The sequence below is a fragment of the Promicromonospora umidemergens genome (genome assembly GCF_024171995.1).
Classification (GTDB): Bacteria; Actinomycetota; Actinomycetes; order Actinomycetales; family Cellulomonadaceae; genus Promicromonospora; species Promicromonospora umidemergens.
Genome location: NZ_JAMTCT010000010.1, coordinates 134,470 through 152,294 on the forward strand (window position 1 = coordinate 134,470; position 17,825 = coordinate 152,294).

At 73.5% G+C, this 17,825-nt stretch carries 12 protein-coding genes; 8 read left to right on the top strand and 4 right to left on the bottom strand.

Features of this window, described 5'->3' with window-relative positions:
* Positions 1–474 precede the first annotated feature (474 nt).
* The gene (locus APR04_RS16825) at positions 475–645 is read left to right on the top strand and encodes a hypothetical protein (protein WP_253872148.1); all 171 of its coding nucleotides are present in this window, start codon (positions 475–477) and stop codon (positions 643–645) included.
* Here the strand turns inward: APR04_RS16825 and APR04_RS16830 are convergent.
* Positions 608–3,679: an FtsK/SpoIIIE domain-containing protein gene (locus APR04_RS16830; protein WP_253872150.1), complete on the bottom strand. Its 3,072-nt coding sequence runs from the start codon at positions 3,677–3,679 to the stop codon at positions 608–610. The genes APR04_RS16825 and APR04_RS16830 overlap by 38 nt on opposite strands.
* 303 nt (positions 3,680–3,982) lie before the next feature.
* Between APR04_RS16830 and APR04_RS16835 the strand changes: the two genes are divergently transcribed.
* The 3 genes from APR04_RS16835 (at position 3,983) to APR04_RS16845 (ending at position 10,118) form a co-directional block, all read left to right on the top strand.
* Positions 3,983–4,804, top strand: a complete 822-nt coding sequence (locus APR04_RS16835; RefSeq protein WP_253872151.1) for an ABC transporter ATP-binding protein — start codon at positions 3,983–3,985, stop codon at positions 4,802–4,804.
* Complete coding sequence (locus tag APR04_RS16840) at positions 4,804–7,407, top strand: FtsX-like permease family protein (RefSeq protein ID WP_253872152.1); 2,604 nt, start codon at positions 4,804–4,806, stop codon at positions 7,405–7,407. Before APR04_RS16835 ends, APR04_RS16840 begins: the two co-directional genes overlap by 1 nt.
* Before the next feature lie 101 nt (positions 7,408–7,508).
* Entirely contained in the window at positions 7,509–10,118 is a 2,610-nt protein-coding gene (locus APR04_RS16845) for an ABC transporter permease (RefSeq protein ID WP_253872153.1), read from the top strand.
* Positions 10,119–10,128: 10 nt separating this feature from the next.
* Here the strand turns inward: APR04_RS16845 and APR04_RS16850 are convergent, their stop codons facing one another.
* Both APR04_RS16850 and APR04_RS16855 read right to left on the bottom strand, forming a co-directional pair.
* Entirely contained in the window at positions 10,129–10,836 is a 708-nt protein-coding gene (locus APR04_RS16850; protein ID WP_253872154.1) for a response regulator, read from the bottom strand.
* Positions 10,833–12,359: a sensor histidine kinase gene (locus APR04_RS16855; RefSeq protein WP_253872155.1), complete on the bottom strand. Its 1,527-nt coding sequence runs from the start codon at positions 12,357–12,359 to the stop codon at positions 10,833–10,835. Before APR04_RS16855 ends, APR04_RS16850 begins: the two co-directional genes overlap by 4 nt.
* 151 nt (positions 12,360–12,510) lie before the next feature.
* On the opposite strand from APR04_RS16855, the gene APR04_RS16860 reads away from it, so the two are divergent.
* The 4 genes from APR04_RS16860 (at position 12,511) to purE (ending at position 16,385) form a co-directional block, all read left to right on the top strand.
* A complete protein-coding gene (locus APR04_RS16860; protein ID WP_253872156.1) occupies positions 12,511–13,194 on the top strand; it encodes a response regulator transcription factor in 684 nt (227 codons plus the stop codon).
* Positions 13,195–13,198: 4 nt separating this feature from the next.
* Complete coding sequence (locus tag APR04_RS16865) at positions 13,199–14,554, top strand: sensor histidine kinase (RefSeq protein WP_253872158.1); 1,356 nt, start codon at positions 13,199–13,201, stop codon at positions 14,552–14,554.
* 137 nt (positions 14,555–14,691) lie between these two features.
* Entirely contained in the window at positions 14,692–15,879 is a 1,188-nt protein-coding gene (locus tag APR04_RS16870; protein ID WP_301312636.1) for a 5-(carboxyamino)imidazole ribonucleotide synthase, read from the top strand.
* The gene (purE, locus tag APR04_RS16875) at positions 15,876–16,385 is read left to right on the top strand and encodes a 5-(carboxyamino)imidazole ribonucleotide mutase (RefSeq protein ID WP_253872160.1); all 510 of its coding nucleotides are present in this window, start codon (positions 15,876–15,878) and stop codon (positions 16,383–16,385) included. The genes APR04_RS16870 and purE overlap by 4 nt, the downstream gene beginning before the upstream one ends.
* Positions 16,386–16,489: 104 nt before the next feature.
* On the opposite strand, the gene APR04_RS16880 is transcribed toward purE, so the two are convergent.
* Complete coding sequence (locus APR04_RS16880; protein WP_253872162.1) at positions 16,490–17,533, bottom strand: LCP family protein; 1,044 nt, start codon at positions 17,531–17,533, stop codon at positions 16,490–16,492.
* Between the last annotated feature and the right edge of the window lie 292 nt (positions 17,534–17,825).

Sequence of the window (17,825 nt, forward strand, 5' to 3'; positions counted from 1 at the left end):
CGTCTGGGGTGCACAGGTCTGGTTATGGATCGTTATTCCGATCCCTGTGCGCCAAGCGGCGACCGACGGGGGTTTGTTCGAGGGTGTGGTGGATTGCTGCGTCTAGGTTCACACGCTCGTGAACACTCGCACAAGGGGTTACGGGCAAGTTTCTGCACAGTGAACCCTGAGGTATCCGTCACACTATTGTGAATAGGCCTCTCACCAGTATCCTAGTCCGTCGTGCCAGTACTGGAAGCCTTTTTCGCGCGCCGTGTCCCGGCGTTTCTTCGTGCCCTCGTGATCGGCGTCCTGGTCGAGGTGATCGGACTCGTTGCTTTCGCCCTGGTGTTACTTGGCGAACTCCTTACGGGCGGTTCCTCATCGGTCGGCGTGAGCCTCTTTCTCGTTCTCTTCCTCCTGGGTGTTGCCTGGGTTCTCGTGGTGTCCGGCCGAGCGCTTCTGGCTGGCCGTCGTATCGGCCGCGGACCCGTCGTGACCTGGCAGCTCTTCCAGATCATCGGGTCCGTCGCGGCGATCGGCAGCGGCACGGGGATCGCCGTCGCCGGGGGCTGGGCGGCGCTCGTGATCGCCGTCGCCGTGGGTGCTCTGCTCATGACGCCCTCTGTCACGGCAGCGACGTCGGAGACCGGCTCCGCGGACTGACTCCCGGCTCCAGCACCTGGCAGAGCACCGGATCGCCACGGCCGCACCACGCGGCCCGACCCGGTGGGCCGCCCGAGCCGGCGACCGCGACAGGCGCCCCGAGCACGACGTCGGCCGCGCGGTCGGTGCCGAGCAGCACCAGACGGGGCCCGACCCGCGATGCCAGACCGCCCATCGACGGGGTGTCGGCCGTGAGGGCGAACGCGACCTCCGACCGCAACGCGCCGGGCGGCACGGTCGCGCGCGCGTCCTCGACGCCGTCGACGAGCACCAGGGTGCGGGCCTCGTCGGCGCGACCGGCGCGCTGCCGGGCGTCGTGCCCGCTGCCCTGCCCGGCGCCCTGCCCGGCGGTCGCGCCGGCCTCGGCGAGCAGCCGGGCCACTGCCTCGGCGTCGTCCGGGCGGACGGTCCCGCCGTAGCCGGGGTGGGCGGCCAGGGGTGCGAGCTCCGCGGGGTCGCGGGTGATCCCGTGCACGGCCCAGCCGAGCCGCAGCGCGCCCAGTGCGAGGGTGACCAGCGCGGTGGTGCGTCCGGAGCGAGCTCGTCCGACGATCGCGAGGTGACCGTCGCACGGGTCCCACGTGACGGTCGTGCGGCGTTGCCGCTCCGGGTCGTCGCCGAGGGCGAGGACGAGCCCGGCCCGGTCCCGCCGGGTGGCTAGCGGGAGGTCCGCGACGCCGGCCCGCCGGGGGAGCTGCGGGAGCCACGGGGGAACCCCCGGTTCGTGGCCCAGCGCACCCGCGGCGCGACGGGCCGCATCGACCACGAGCGTGGCGACGTCGGGCGGCCCGGGACGGAGCCGGCTGCCCGGCGAGTGGCCACGGGGGCCGGGTGTGGTGCGCGCCGCCGCCGGGAGGACGCCAGGACCGCGGGGGCCCGCAGGCCAGGCCGGCGCACGGCGCACCGGTGGCATCTCGGCCTCGGGCGGCGTCGTGGCGTGCGCGCACTGCAGCGGCACGGGCGGCGCCGATCCCAGGCGCAGCACGGCTCGGCCCGGCGACGTGGCCGGGATGCGTGCGGCGGCGGGGTCGTCGAGCACGTCGCGCGACTCCAGCGGGTCGGTGACGCGGAGCGCGAGGCGCGCGCTGACGTTCGCGCGCAGGTCCGGCCCGACGGCTCCCCCTGGGCGCTGCGTGGCGAGCACGAGGTGCACGCCGAGCGACCGCCCTTGCGCTGCGACCCGCAGCAGGCCCGGCAAGAACTCGGGCAGGTCGTCGGCCAGGGCACGGAACTCGTCGATCACCACCACGAGCCGGGGGAGCGTTCCGGGTGGCAGCACGGCGACGTCGGGCACGGCGTGGGCGGCGAGGATCCGCTCGCGACGCCGCAGCTCCGCCCGCAGCCCGGCGAGCGCCCGCCCGGCGAGCCCTGGTTCGAGATCGGTGACCTGGCCCACCACGTGCGGCAGGCCGGGGCAGGCGCCGAGGCTCGCACCGCCCTTGAAGTCCACCAGGACGAGGGCCAGGTCGGCGGGGGACCGGGTCAGCGCGAGCCCGAGCACGAGCGTCTGCAGCAGCTCCGACTTGCCCGACCCGGTGGTGCCCGCGACCAGCAGGTGCGGCCCGTCGCGGACCAGGTCGAGGCACACGGGTGCGCCGTCAGCTCCGACGCCGAGCGGTACCGCCCAGCCGGCGGAGCAGGACCACCGCGCTGCGAGCGACCGTGGCGCTGGTACCTCGGTGAGGCCGTGCGCCCTGGTCAGGGGGACGACCGCGGGCAGCTGGGGGCCGTCCGCGTGCCCGGCGGCGGTCCTGCCGAGCCGGGCGGCCCCGGCGAGCAGGCGGGCGAGGTGCTCGGCCCACTCCGTCGTGACGCCGACGAGGGGCACGGTGCGCGCAGCTCCGTCGGGCCCCGTGATCCGGACGCGACGGTCGTCAAGGACGCGCGCGACAGCGCGGCACCCGGGCGGGACCGTCCCGACGGACACCACGAGGTCGACGGCGGGCGGGGCGGCGGGTTCCGGCGTGCGTGCGGCACCGGGTACCGGGACCGCCCCGCCGGGCGGGTGGTCGGCCCAGGGGTCCGCCGTGCTGTCCAGCACCAGGACCAGCGGGCCGCCCTCGGGCAGCCAGCGAACCCAGGACCAGCCCGGTGCCCCGTCGCCGACCTGCACCGTCGCGCCCCGGGCCGCACGCCCTGCGACGAGCGCGCGGGCGACCGAGCGGGCGAGGCCGCCCGGCCCGAGCACGGCGACGGAGCCATCGTGCAGCAGCTGCTCCCACGGGTCGTCGGGCGGCGTGGGCAGGAGGTGCACGGCCGCCCCTGCGTTCCCCGCCGGGCCAGGGGTGCGTGCGGCGGCGTGGGCCTCCCGCGCCGCCGCCCAGGCGCCCGGCGAGACGTGGAGCGCGGCGTGCGCGAAGGCCAGGAGCCTGCTCGGCCCCGGCAGCTCCCGCGACCGGACCTGCGTGGTGCCGCTGGTCGTCGCCCGCTGCAGGGCAGCGCGGAGCTGTGGGAGCGCCATAACCAGGCCTACCAGCGCAAACACCGCCAGGAGCGGTTGGCGTAGGGCCGCGGCGAGGGCCAGCGAGGCGGCAGCGGGAAGCAGCGTGAACATCCAGGGGACGCCGCCGGGCGGGGCCGTGGGACGGGGCGCGAGCCACGCCGCGGGGCCCCGTGTCCTGCGGACCGCGAGGCGCCCGCCCGGCCGCAGCCGGGCCCAGGTCCGGAGCGCGGCAAGGGGACCGTCGGCGCCGACGGCCGTCCCGGCGTCGGGCCCGGTGACACGGGCGACGAGCCAGGGCCGGGCGGCCGCGGACCGGAGAGCTGGGCCGGGAGCCGGTTCGGCCACGGACCTGCCCGGCCGCCGCACCCGGAGGACGGCGCCGGGCAGCAGGGGGCGCTCGCCGACCACCCGGTCGTCGGTCACGGGCACGCCGTCGACGGTGAGGGCGGCGTACCGGAGCTCCGGGCGCCGGGTGAGTGTCGCCAGGGGCGCGCGTAGGTCGGCCAGGCGGGTGCCCGGGCGGAGGAGCACGTCCTCGCCGGGGTGCAGGGTCATGCGCACTGCGCCGTCGGACGACGGGGGTCGGGTCATGTGCCCAGCCTCGTCCCGGACCGTCCCGGACCGGGGCCGGCGCTCGGGTCCCTGTGCACGACCCGAGCTTCCACAGGCCCGACGTCGTGCTCCGTGCGGCACGACCCCTGAGGGTGTGCCCCTACTCGGGGCGATCAGACGTACGACCAGGGGATGACACCGCCCAGGAAGGATCAGGCTGACACCCGATGTCCAGACGGCGCCCGGCTCCGTAAGTTCGTTTCTGCCGGCCGTACCGGGGTCGACCCCGGGAACGCCGGACCACTTTCAGGACCCAGCATCATCGATTCGAGGAGCAATCTCGTGGACACCACCGTGTACGTCCCGGCGGACCAGCCGGCCCCTGCGCCGGGCGGAGCCGCCCGCGCCGTACGGGCCCGGAGCCTGACGAAGACGTATGGCAAGGGTGAGGCCACCGTGCGGGCGCTGGACGGTGTGGACGTCGACTTCGAGCAGGGCCGGTTCACGGCGATCATGGGCCCGTCCGGGTCCGGCAAGTCGACCCTGATGCACCTCCTCGCGGGCCTGGACTCCGCGACCAGCGGACAGGCCTTCCTCGGTTCCACCGAGATCACCGGCCTGAACGACAAGGCCCTGACCCGGTTGCGTCGCGACCGGGTCGGGTTCGTGTTCCAGCAGTTCAACCTCCTGCCGATGTTCACCGCCGAGCAGAACATCACCCTGCCCGTCGAGCTTGCCGGTGGCACCGCCGACAAGGCCTGGTTCGACACCCTGGTCGACACCCTCGGGCTCGCGGGCCGGCTGACGCACCGCCCCGGAGAGCTCTCCGGCGGGCAGCAGCAGCGTGTCGCGATCGCCCGCGCCCTGATCGCGCAGCCTGACGTCGTGTTCGCCGACGAACCCACCGGCAACCTCGACTCCCGCTCCGGCGCCGAGGTCCTGTCCTTCCTGCGCCGCTCGGTGCGTGAGCTGGGCCGCACGATCATCATGGTCACCCACGATCCGTCGGCCGCGGCGTACGCCGACCGTGCCGTCCTGATCGCCGACGGCCGCATCGCCGGCGACATCAGCGACCCCACCCCCGAGTCCGCCATGGCCGGCCTCGACGCCCTGCGCACCCTCGAGCCCGAGGTCACGACGCGCCGGTCCGGGGCGGGTGCCTGATGGCCACCTCCTTTCCCGCAGCGCGCCTGACGCTGGCGCAGATGCGCCGCAGCGCGGGCCGCCTCGCGTCAGCCGGTGTCGCCATCGCCATCGGAACGGCATTCGTCGCGGCCACGCTGCTGGCAGGCAACGTCATCACCAGCACGACGTACGGCCAGGTGGCGGCGGCCCTCGCAGACGCGGACCTGGCGGTCCTCGACGACAACCTGTCGCTGACCGAGGCCGACCTCGACGCGGCGCGAGGCGTCGAGGGCGTCGCGGCCGCCGACGCGCAGGAGACCTCCTACACGGAGCTCAACCACGGTGGGAAGTCGGTCTACCAGCAGATCATCGCTGTGGCGTCGGACGAGCGGCTCATGCCGCTCGAGCTGTCCGACGGCGCCTGGCCGGCGGCGAAGGACGAGGTAGCGCTCCCGCCGGACGTCGCGGACCGTCTCGGGGTCGAGATCGGCGACGTCGTCACCTCGTCCCGGTGGGTCATCGACGACGAGCCCACCACGTTCGACGACGGGAGCGAGGGGTACGACGGCCATGACGTCGCCGAGAAGCTGACGCTGACCGGCCTCGTGGACGACCCCTACGCCGCGTACGCGGGCACGGGCGGCGCTGCCGTCATGAGCCAGGCGGCGCTGGCGCAGCGGGTCACCGACGGCCTCGAGCCCGGTACGGAGCGAACCGTAGGTGCGATCCTGGTCGCGCTCGACCCCGCCGCCGACCCCGCTGCCGTCGACGAGGCGCTCGCGGCCGCAGTCCCGGCCGCCACCGACGTCACGACGTCCGAGGCGTACGCAGAGAAGCAGGTGGCGCAGATGTCGGGCGGCGACACCATCTTCCTCGTGTTCGTCATGGCCTTCGCCGCCGTGGCCCTCGTGGTCGCCGGCCTGGTCATCGCCAACACGTTCCAGGTGCTCGTCGCGCAGCGCGCCCGCACCCTTGCGCTCCTGCGCTGCGTCGGTGCGACCACAGGGCAGCTCTACCGCAGCGTGCTCCTCGAGGCAGCGGTCCTCGGCACGCTCGCGTCCCTCACCGGCATCGTCATCGGCGCGGCGCTGGTCCAGGGCGGGCTCATGATCGCCCCCACCTTCGACCTCGGGATGCCCCTGCCGGAGGCCATCAACCTCACGACACCGGTGTTCGTCGCGCCGCTCGCCGTCGGCATCGTCGTGACGCTCGCCGCCGCACTCGCACCAGCCCTCGCGGCGGCCCGGGTGGCCCCGCTCGCCGCCCTCCGCCCGTCCGACGCGCCGAACCTGCGCAAGGGCGCTGGGCGGCTCCGGGCCGTGCTCGCGACCCTCATGACCCTCGGTGGTCTGGCCCTGCTCGGCGTGGGCGTCGCGCTCGCGCTCGAGGGGGAGCTCGAGATCGGCCTGATGGCCACCGTCGGCGGTGGCTCCATGTCCCTGATCGGCGTGATCGTCGGCTCCGTGTTCTGGCTGCCGAAGGTCACGGCGGGCATCGGCAGGCTCGTGGGCACCGCAGGGCCGTCGGCCCGCCTCGCGGCGGCGAACACCCTGCGCAACCCCCGTCGGACGGCGGCGACCTCGACCGCGCTGCTCATCGGCGTCACCCTCGTCGGCACGATGACGACCGGCGCGGCCACCGCTCGCGTCGCCATGGACGACGAGCTGAACGCGATGTACCCCGTCGACGTCCAGATCTCGACCGCGATCTCCGACGGCGAGCAGGAGGCCGCCATGGCGCCCGCCGTCACCGACGCGATATCCGGCGTCGCCGGGCTCCGGGGCACCGCCGAGGTGACGTCGCTCTACGTGGAGACCTCCGACAGCAGGTGGCCGGAGATCCAGACGACCGTCGCGAGCCCGGACGACCTGCGCGCCGTCGTGAACAACCCCGAGCGGTTCGACCGGCTGCAGCAGGGCACCCTCGTGGTCCCCGAGCAGCTCGCCAAGCACCACGAGCTCGAGGGCCTCGACGAGATCGAGCTCACCGGCCCCGGCGGGAAGACGACCCTCGACATCGCGACGATCGACATGCAGTACGGGTCGGCGTTCATGGTGCCGCAGGACTTCCAGGCGATCTACCCCGACCTGCGGGCCAACATGATCTGGGCGGGCGTCGCCGACGGGGAGGACGCGGCGGACACGTTCGCCGCGGTGCAGGACGCCGTGTCCACCACCGACGAGGCGGTGGAGGTGGCCGGCGCCGTCGTGGACCGGAACAGCTTCCAGCAGCTCATCGACGTGATCCTCGGGATCGTCGTCGGGCTGCTCGCCGTCGCGGTGGTGATCGCGCTGATCGGCGTGGCCAACACCCTGTCGCTGTCCGTCATCGAGCGGAACCGGGAGAGCGCCATGCTGCGGGCGATCGGGCTCTCGAAGGGGCAGCTGCGAGCGACCCTCGCCATCGAGGGGATGCTCATCGCAGGGGTGGGCGCCGTGCTCGGCGTCGTGCTCGGCCTGCTGTACGGCTGGGCCGGGTCCGCCACCGCCCTGGCCGGCATAGGACAGGTGACGCTCGTCGTCCCGTGGGCCGAGATCGCGCTGATCCTCGGTGTGGCGCTGCTGGCGGGGCTCGTCGCCTCCGTCGTACCGGCGCGGGCCGCTGTACGCACCCACCCGGTGGCGGCGCTCGCCGCGGAGTAGGCGACACAGCACGCCCGGTCAGCACGCGGCAGCCGCAAGGACTCGAGGGAGAGAAACGTGGACATCATCGTGTACGTCCCACCGAGCCGGGCCGCCTCCGCGTGCTGACCGCCGACCCCACCACCCGCGTCGCGCTGGGCCAGATGCGCCGCAGCATCGGCAGGCTCGCCGCCGCCGGCCTCGCCATCGTCATCAGCACCGCGTTCGTGGCCGCGACGCTGCAGGCGGGCACCATCATCACCCGCACGACGTACGCCCAGGTGGCCGCCCAGTACGCCGACGCTGACCTCGTCGTCTTCGACCGGGACGGCACCATGGTCCCTGCCGACACCGACGCGGTGCGCGCCGTCGAGGGCGTCGCGGCGGCCGACGGGTTCCACGGCACGTACACGGAGCTCAACCACGGCAGCAGGACGGTCTACCAGTCGCTCGTCGCGACGCCCTCCGACCCGCGGCTCTCGCCGCTGGCCCTGGCGGACGGCACCTGGGCCGACGGCCCCCGCCGCATCGTGCTCCCCGTCGAGGTCGCGGAGCTCTTCGGCGTCGGCGTGGGCGACTCCATCGCGTCGACACGCTGCCTGCGCGGCGGCCACCAGGCCGTGGACGAGAACGGCGCGGAGTGCTACGGCGGCCAGGAGGTCACTCAGCGGCTGACGGTGTCCGGCCTGGTCGACGATCCGCTCGGCACGTACGCAGCGGGCGGTGGCGTCGCGGTCGTCAGCCCGGCCGCGCTCGAGAGGCGACTCGCCGACGACGCGGGCGGCGCCCCGCCGCCCGGCATGAGGACGCTGGTCGTCGCCCTGGACCGGCCCGGCGACCAGGCCGCCGTCGAAGCGGTCAAGAGCGACCTCGCCGCGGTCGTCCCGTCCGCCACCGGGGTCACCACGCCGGAGGAGTACGCGGAGGACGTCGTCGCGTCGATCTCGGACGGCCAGAACATCGTCTATCTCGTGTTCGCCCTGGCGCTCGCGGCGGTCTCCCTGGTGGTCGCGGGGCTCGTCATCGCGAACACGCTCCAGGTCCTCGTCGCGCAGCGGTCGCACACCCTCGCGCTCCTGCGCTGCGTGGGCGCGAGCACCGGGCAGGTCTACCGCAGCGTCCTGCTCGAGGCGGCGATCCTCGGCGCGGTCGCGTCGGTGGCGGGCGTCGTCGTCGGCTCCCTGTTCGTGCGGGCCGGGCTCCTGGTCGCCCCGGGCTTCGATCTCGGGGTGGAACTGCCGCGGACGATCACCCCGAGCCCGTCGGCACTCCTCGTACCGCTCGCGGTCGGCCTGCTGGTGACCCTTGTCGCCGCGCTCGCCCCGGCGCGAGCCGCCTCACGCGTCGCTCCGCTCGCCGCCCTGCGACCGGCCCAGGATCCCGGCCGGTGCGGGACCAGCCGTGCCCGCGCGCTGCTCGCGGGGCTTGCCACCGTCGGCGGGTTCGTGGTCATGGCGGGGGGCGTGGCCCTCGGGACGTCCGGCAGCATCGACGTCGGACTGTTCGCCGCGATCCTCGGCGGCTCCATGTCGCTGGTCGGCGTGATCGCCGGATCCGTCTTCTGGCTGCCGCGGGTCGCCGCGGCCTTCGGCAGGTTCACGGGTGCCGGCGGGCCCGCGGCACGCCTGGCGTCGGCCAACACGCTGCGCAACCCTCGCCGCACGGCGGCGACGTCCACCGCGCTGCTCATCGGCGTCACCCTGGTCTCCATGATGACGACGGGCGCCGCCAGCGCGCGCGTCGCCATGGACGACCAGCTGGACGCACGCTTCCCCGTCGACCTCCAGGTCACCAGCACCACGTACGACGAGAACGGCCAGGCCGCCGTCCCCGCCACCGTGACCGCCGCCCTCGACGGCGTCGACGGGCTGCGTGCCGTGACCGAGGTGACGAACGTGTCCGCCGAGCGGGCGGACGAGGGCAAGCCCGTGCAGGTCGCCGTCGTCGAGCCGGAGGCGCTGCGTGCCGTCGCGAACACGCCCGCCGACGCCGAGCTGCTGCGGCCCGGCACCATCGTGGTCCCGGAGCGGGCTGCCGCGCTCTACGGCCTTGAGGGTCTCGACACCCTCGAGCTCACCGGACCGGACGGCGAGGTGACGCTCGACGTCGCGCACAGCGACTCCCAGGCCGACCGGGCCTACCTGACACCGCAGGACCTCGCGGCCTTCGCCGCGGGGACGGCGGCCGGCGAGGTGTGGGCGGCGGTCGACGACGACCAGGACGCCGGGGAGGTCGTCTCCGCCGTGCAGGAGGCGGTCTCCACGACCGGCGAGACCGTCGGTGTCGCCGGCATCGTCGTCGAGCGGTCCGCCTACCAGGAGATCGTCGACGCGATCCTCGCGATCGTCGTCGGGCTGCTCGCCGTGGCCGTGGTGATCGCGCTGATCGGCGTGGCCAACACCCTCTCGCTGTCCGTCATGGACCGGTCCAAGGAGAACGCCGTGCTGCGGGCGATCGGGCTCTCGAGGCGCCAGCTGCGGGCCACGCTCGCCGTCGAGGGCCTCGTCATCGCGGCCGTCGGTGCGGTGCTCGGCGTCGTGCTCGGGCTCCTGTACGGCTGGGCAGGCGCCGCCACGGCACTGTCCACCCTTGGCACGGTGCCGCTCGTGGTGCCCTGGACCGAGATCGCCGTGGTGCTCGGCGCCGCCCTCGTCGCGGGCCTGATCGCCTCGGTGGTACCGGCGCAGGCGGCCGCCCGCACGCGCCCGGTGGCGGCGCTCGCGGCGGAGTGACGACGACGGTTCAGGAGTTCGGGCGGACCAGGCCCGTCTCGTAGGCGGTCACCACTGCCTGCACCCGGTCGCGGGCGTTCAGCTTCGACAGGATGCGCCCCACGTGCGTCTTGACCGTCGCCTCGGCGACGAACAGGTCCGACGCGATCTCCGTGTTGGACCGCCCGCGCGCCATGAGTACGAGCACCTCGCGCTCGCGGCTCGTCAGCGCGGCGAGCGCCTTCTGGGGCTCCGCCGCCTCCTCGGGCGGCAATGTCGTGACCAGGCGCTCCATGAGCCGCCGCGTGGACGACGGCGCGATCACCGCGTCGCCCTGGTGCACCGTGCGGATGGCCGTCAGCAGCTCCTCCGGCTGGGCGTCCTTGAGCAGGAAGCCGCTGGCCCCGGCCCGGATCGCGTCGAGGACGTACTCGTCCAGGTCGAACGTGGTGAGCACGATGACGCGGGGATCACCCGCAGCCGCCGCGGCATCGTCGGCCAGGAGTGCGCGGGTAGCGGTCAGGCCGTCCATCGCGGGCATGCGCACGTCCATGAGCACGACGTCGGACACCGTGGTGGCCAGCCGGCGCAGCGCGTCGCGACCGTCGTCGGCCTCGACCACCACGCGCAGGTCGGGCTGGGAGTTGATCACCATGCGCAGACCCGCCCGGACCAGGGGCTGGTCGTCGACGAGCGCGACGCGCACCGGTCCGTCGGGTGCGTCCGGGCTGTAGGTCATCGTGCTTCCTGTTCGTCGTCCTGCTGTTCGTCGTCCTGGTCGGGTGTGTCGTCCGTCGTGTGGTCGGCGGGGCTCGCGCGGCCGGCGTCGGGCTCGCCCTCGGCGGGGTCCTCGAAGGCTCGGGGGATCGGCACGACGAACCGCACCGAGAACCCGCCACCCCTGCGGGGCCCGGCCGCGAGCTTCCCGCCGAACATCTCGGCGCGTTCGCGCATCCCCAGCAGACCGTATCCGGCAGTCGGCGCCGGTACGTCCGGGGTGGCGGGGTCGGCGGCGGCCAGACCGCGGCCGTCGTCCTCCACGCGCAGCTCCAGCTCGTCCTCGCCCCAGCGCAGCAGGACGGTGACCTTGGGCCGGGGGCCGGCGTGCTTGCGCACATTGGTGAGGGCCTCCTGGCAGACCCGGAACAGCGTGAGCCCGACGCCGGGCGGCAGGCGCCGCTCGGGGCCTACCCGTGCCCAGGAGACCCTGAGCCCGTCGTCGCGGGCCTGGTCGACCAGCGTGCCGATGTCGGTCGCGCCGGGCTGCGGTCGCACGGGTGCCGTGCTGCCCGACGACGGCGCTGTCGCCGGCTGGGCGCTTCCCGGTCCACCGGTGCCGCGGACGGCGGCTCCCGGGCCGTCCACGGTGCTCGCGCGTCCGGGGCCGGTGCCCGCGGCGGACGCCGGCAGCACGAGCCGGGCCGGGGTGTCGTCGGGCGCGACCAGACCGAGAGGGGTCGTGGTGCCGGGATGGTCCTCCCGCAGCACCCCGAGCAGGCGACGCATGTCGGCCAGTGCCGCTCTGCCTGTCTCCGCGATGGTGCCGAGGGAGCGCTGGGCGGCGGCGGGGTCGGCGGCGGCGGCGTACCGGCCGCCGTCGGCCTGGGCGATGACCACCGACAGGGAGTGCGCGACGATGTCGTGCATCTCGCGGGCGATGCGTGACCGTTCGGCGGCGGTGGCGATCTGGGCCTGCTGGTCGCGCTCGATCTCCAGGCGCACGGCGCGGTCGCGCATGGCCACGAGCATCGTGCGCCGCGACCGGCGCACGAGGCCGAACGCGAACGAGCAGGCCAGCAAGGTCATGATCATCACGACCATGCCGGCGGTCGGGGCAAGATCGGCCGTGAAGGACGCGCCCTGGACCCGGAGCCACATCGTCGTACCCAGGGTGAGCGGGCCGACCACGGCCATCCCGCACGCCATCAGGTAGGCCCAGCGGGGCCCGTAGACCGTGACGCAGTACATCGACACCAGCACGACCAGATCGGCCGGCAGCAGCACGGGGACGTTGAAGACGATGATCTGCACCATGCACACCACGAAGACGGCGACGCACGAGGCGGCCGGGCGGGTGCGGCACCAGGCGAGCGGCGCGAGCACCGCGGCCGAGATCAGGGCAGCCTCGAGGGTACTGAGCAAGTAGGGGGCGGCGTTGCTCGCGGTCGTCACCACGAGCAGGCCACCCAGCACGGTGAGAGCGAGGTCGACGAGGAACCGATACCGCTCCGACCACTGTGCCCACCGCTCGTACCAACCCATGCAGGTCAGAGTAGGTCGAACCGTTGCGTGAGCGCGTCATACCGTGGTAGCACTTGCGCCATACCCATCTCACCGAAAGGATTCGGTGAGGTGGTCGTCCCAGGGGTGCCCGGGTAGCGCCAGAGCGTCGGTTATGCCCTACGATGGCGAAATGACTCACGTACTCCTAGCCGAGGACGACCCGGCCATTGCCGAGCCGTTGGCACGAGCGCTCTCCCGTGAGGGATACGACGTCGTCGTGCAAGGAACCGGCAAAGGTGCGATCGAGAGCTCGACCGGTGCGGACATCGTCGTTCTGGACCTGGGCCTTCCCGACATGGACGGGCTCGATGTCGCGCGCGAGATCAGGGCCAATGGCCTCACCGTGCCCGTGCTCGTGCTGACCGCCCGTGCCGACGAGGTAGACCTTGTCGTGGGCCTCGATGCCGGCGCAGACGACTACGTCACCAAGCCCTTCCGCCTTGCCGAGCTGCTCGCGCGAGTGCGTGCGCTCCTGCGCCGCTCGCACGGCGAGACCGGCGAGGAGGAGGAGCTGCACGCGCAGGACGTCCGCGTCGACGTCGCAGCGCACCGCGCCTTCCAGGGTGACCGCGAGCTGCACCTGACCACCAAGGAGTTCGACCTGCTGCGCGTCCTCGTGCAGAACGCCGGCTCCGTGGTCGTCCGGGACACGCTGATGCGCGACGTCTGGGGCTCGGACCCGGTCGGTTCCACCAAGACGCTGGACATGCACGTGTCCTGGCTGCGCCGCAAGCTCGGCGACGACGCCAACGCACCGCGCTACGTCTCGACCGTGCGCGGTCTCGGTTTCCGCTTCGAGATCGGGGCGAGCTAGCCAGATGCGCGCCCGCGTGCTGCAGGCGACGATCGCCGCGGTTGCGGTCGCCGTCCTGCTCCTGGGTATCCCGCTCGCTATCTTCGGTGCCCGGTACATCTACGGCCAGGAAGTCCAGCGAGTAGAGACCCGGGTGCAGGACCTCCTGGCTTCCTCCGTCAACTCCTACGAACGCAACCGTTCGGCCGCCGAGGCAGGTTTCGTCGACCAGTCGGTCCTGGACCGGGCAGTGCAGCCGCAGGACGCGGACATCGTCGCCTACGTGACGGTGAACCAGCCCAACGGGGAGCAGCTGGTCTCGGGCGAGCCCGTCACCGGCGCAACGATCGAGCGGGGTCTCATCTCCGAGTCGCAGCCGGTCATGGGCGTGCTGGTCTCGGTATCGGCCTGGCCGGCGTACATCAAGGCGATCAACGTCGTCGTGCTCGTCGTGTTCGGCAGCGTGGGCGCGTTCGCAGCGGGCGCCGTCACGGCTGCCTGGCAGGCGAACCGGCTGGCGCAACCTTTCGTGTACCTCGCCGCGTCGGCCGAACAGCTCGGCGCGGGACAGGTGCGTCCACGGCTGGATCCGTCCGGCGTGGAGGAGATCGACCTGGTCGCGGCCGAGCTGGCGCGAAGTTCCGACCGGCTGGCGGCGCGGCTCGCCGTCGAGAGACAGTTCACCTCGGACGCCTCCCACCAGCTCCGCACCCCGCTCACGGCACTCACGATGCGGCTGGAAGAGATCACGTTCACGTCCAGCGAGCCTGACGTGCAGGAGGAGGCCCGGATCTCGCTCGAGCAGGTGGAGCGGCTGGTCGGTGTGGTAGATGACCTGCTCTCCCGCTCGCGACGGGCACAGGGCGGCACCACGGAGTCCGTCGACGTCGCCGTCGTCTTCCTCCAGCAGGAGGAGGAGTGGCGTGAGTCGTTCGAGCGGGCGGACCGCCACCTGAACGTCGAGGACTCGGGCGGCGCCCGAGTGCTGGCGACGCCCGGGGCGCTCGCCCAGGTGCTCTCCACGCTCCTGGAGAACTCGCTCAAGCACGGCGCCGGCACCACCACCCTGCGGATCCGTGAGGGGCAGCGCGGCGCCATGGCCATCGAGGTCACCGACGAGGGGGCCGGCGTGCCCGAGGACATGCAGGGCAAGATCTTCGAGCGCGGTGTCACGTCGGGCGCGGGGACGGGCCTCGGGCTGGCCCTGGCCAAGGACCTCGTGGCGGCTGACGGGGGAAATCTCCAGCTCACCCAGCGCACACCGCCGGTGTTCTCGGTGTTCCTCTCGGGTGTGCCCAAGACGCTCGACCCGCACCAGGTGCTCCCGGTGGGGTCGAAGGTCTCCAGCTTCGGCCAGAGGAAGGGCCGCGGCCGCCGGTAGGCTTCACCGACGTGAGCGCAACACTCGATCCCGTCCCGGCCGAACGGCCGTCCTCCTCTGGTGAGCCGTCCGGCGCCGCCCCGTCCTCGGTGGGACCACCCGTCGTCGCGGTGGTCGGCGGCGGGCAGCTGGCCCGCATGATGGCGCCGGCCGCCGGCGAGCTGGGCATCCGGCTGCGCGTCCTGGTGGAGGACCCGGCGTCGTCGGCGGCCCAGGTCGTGACGGACACGCCGGTCGGCGAGGCCGGGGACGAGGCGGCGATCCGCTCGCTCATCGCGCCCGACGCCGGCCGGCCGGCCTCGGTGCTGACGTTCGAGCACGAGCACGTGCCGAACGACCTGCTCACGGACCTCATCGAGCACGGGACGCCCGTGCGCCCCGGCCCGCACGCGCTCGTGCAGGCACAGGACAAGATCGTGATGCGGCACCGGCTCACCGAGCTGGGTGTGCCGTGCCCGCGGTGGGCGCCGCTGCCTGCGTCGTCCCCGGAGGAGGGGCGGGCCGCGCTGGCGAGCTTCCTGCGCGAGGTGGGCGGCTCCGCCGTCGTCAAGACGTCCCGTGGCGGGTACGACGGCAAGGGCGTCCGCGTGGTCTCGTCCGCGGACGAGGTCGACGACTGGTTCGCCGGGGTGGCGGCCGGCGGCCCGCAGCTGCTCGTCGAGGAGAAGGTGCCGTTCGTGCGCGAGCTGGCCGCGCTGGTGGCCCGGCGCCCGTCGGGCGAGGTGCGGGCGTGGCCCGTCGTCGAGTCGGTGCAGCGGGACGGCGTCTGCGCGGAGGTGATCGCCCCGGCGCCCGGCCTGTCCGCGGAGCTCGACGCACGCGCGCGCGAGATCGCGACGACCGTGGCGGAGGGACTCGACGTCACCGGCGTGCTCGCCGTCGAGCTGTTCGAGGTCACGGGGCCGGACGGCGTGCCGACGGTCCTGGTCAACGAGCTCGCCATGCGCCCGCACAACAGCGGGCACTGGACCATCGACGGCGCCGTGACGAGCCAGTTCGAGCAGCACCTGCGCGCGGTGCTGGACCTGCCGCTCGGCGCCACCGGGCCGACGGCGGCCTGGACCGTCATGGCGAACGTGCTGGGCTCCGAGCTGACCGAGCTCACCGACGCGTTGCCGGAGGTGCTCGCCGCGTTCCCCGAGGCGCGCGTCAACCTGTACGGCAAGGACATCCGGCCGGGCCGCAAGCTGGGCCACGTGAACGTGAGCGGCGACGACCTGGACGAGGTGCGGCGTCGGGCGGTCGCGGCGGCGGCCATGCTGCAGGGCGAGGCGCCTTCGCGGGGCGAGCCGGTCGAGACCACAGAGGAAGAGGCGAACGCATGAGCAGCAACCCGCAGGTCGGCATCGTGATGGGGTCGGACTCCGACTGGCCCGTGATGCAGGCGGCCGCCGAGGCGCTGGGCGAGTTCGACGTGCCGGTCGAGGTCGACGTCGTCTCGGCGCACCGTATGCCCACGGAGATGATCGACTACGGACGGCAGGCCGCCGGCCGCGGCCTGCGGGTGATCATCGCGGGCGCGGGCGGGGCCGCGCACCTGCCGGGCATGCTCGCGTCGGTGACGCCGCTGCCCGTGATCGGGGTGCCGGTGCCGCTGAAGTACCTTGACGGCATGGACTCGCTGCTGTCGATAGTGCAGATGCCGGCAGGCGTGCCCGTCGCGACGGTGTCGATCGGCGGGGCGCGGAACGCGGGCCTGCTCGCGGCGCGGATCCTGGCGTCCGGCACGGACGGCGAGTCGGCGGCGCTGCGGGAGCGCATGGAGGCGTTCCAGGCGGAGCTGAGCGCGGTCGCGCACGCCAAGGGCGAGAAGCTCCGCGCCCAGCTCTGACCGAGCCGCCCCCTTCGAGAATGACGTGAGGTACCGGATCCGCCAGGCGGATCCGGTACCTCACGTCATTCTCGAAGCGGACCCTCAGGTCCGCGGGCGGCCGGTCAGGAGCCTGGCATGCCGCCGACCTTCTGGCCTGCCTCGTAGTCTCCGTCGCGGATCTTCGCCCAGAACTCGCCCACATGGTCCGGGTCGAGCTGGACCGCCGACGCGCCCGACGGCGTCCTGTAGTCGATGGTGGCGATCGGCGGGGTGCCGGTCACGCCGTCGTCGCCGTTCGCGGTCCGGAACGCGAGGCCCATCATCGCGATGTCGATGATGCCCGAGTTGGTATCGGTCACGAGGGCCGCCAGGCCGGCGTCGGCGAGGCCCACCTGGGTGGCCGGGTTGAGCAGGACGGCCGGGTCCGCGATCTTCTTGCCGACCTGGGCGATGACCTGCTGCTGGCGCTCTGCGCGGCCGATGTCGCCCGTCGGGTCGGCGTAGCGCATGCGCGAGAACGCGATAGCGGTCTTGCCGTCCGTCATGTGGCAGCCGGCCTTCCAGTCGAGCTTCGACTTCACGTCGTGCACGTCGTAGTCCAGGCACAGGCGCACGCCGCCGACGGCGTCCACGACACCCTCGACGCCGCCGAAGCCGACCTCGACGTAGTGGTCGACGGTCAGGCCGCTGAGGGCCTCCACGCTCTGCACCAGCAGCGGTGCGCCGCCGTAGGAGTACGCGGCGTTGATCTTGTCACCGCCCACGCCGGGGATCTCCGCGTAGGTGTCCCGCGGGATCGAGATGAGGGCCACCGGACCCGACGACGGCTTGTGCAGCAACATGATCGTGTCGGTGCGGGCGCCGCTGGTGGAGTCGTTGATGCCGCCGCTGCCGCGGGCGTCCGAGCCCGCGATCAGGTAGGTCGAGCCAGACGTACCGGACGCCTCGGACAGTGCCTCGACGTGCTGGATCTTGCCGTCGGCCCAGATCAGGAGCCCGATCGGCCAGGCGAGGACGGCGAGCAGCACCAGCACGGTGACCACGCCGAAGACTCGGCCCTTGCGGATGCGGATGTTGCCGCCGCCCCGTCCGCCGGACGCGAGGGCACGCGGCGGGTTGCCGCCGCCCCGGCCACCACCGGCCGGCGGACGGGGTGCGGTGCGCACCGGCGTCGGGCGTACGGGGCCCGCGCTCGCCCGGACCGGGCGGCCCGGGGGGATGGCCTGTGGTGGCTGGCCGCCGGCCGGCGGCGCCGAGCGTGGCGGGATGGACCGCGGCGCCTGCCTGCCGGAATCGCCCCGCGCGGGCATCCCCGACCTACGTGGTGGGACGGGCGGGGGATTGTTTCGTTGGCCGGACACCGGTACCTCCCGAGAAGACTGTCTACGTATGCGTGGTTCGCTGCGGGCCCCGTCCGAGCCTTCCGGCCGTCCGATGCGGTGCGCGCCACCGACGCCG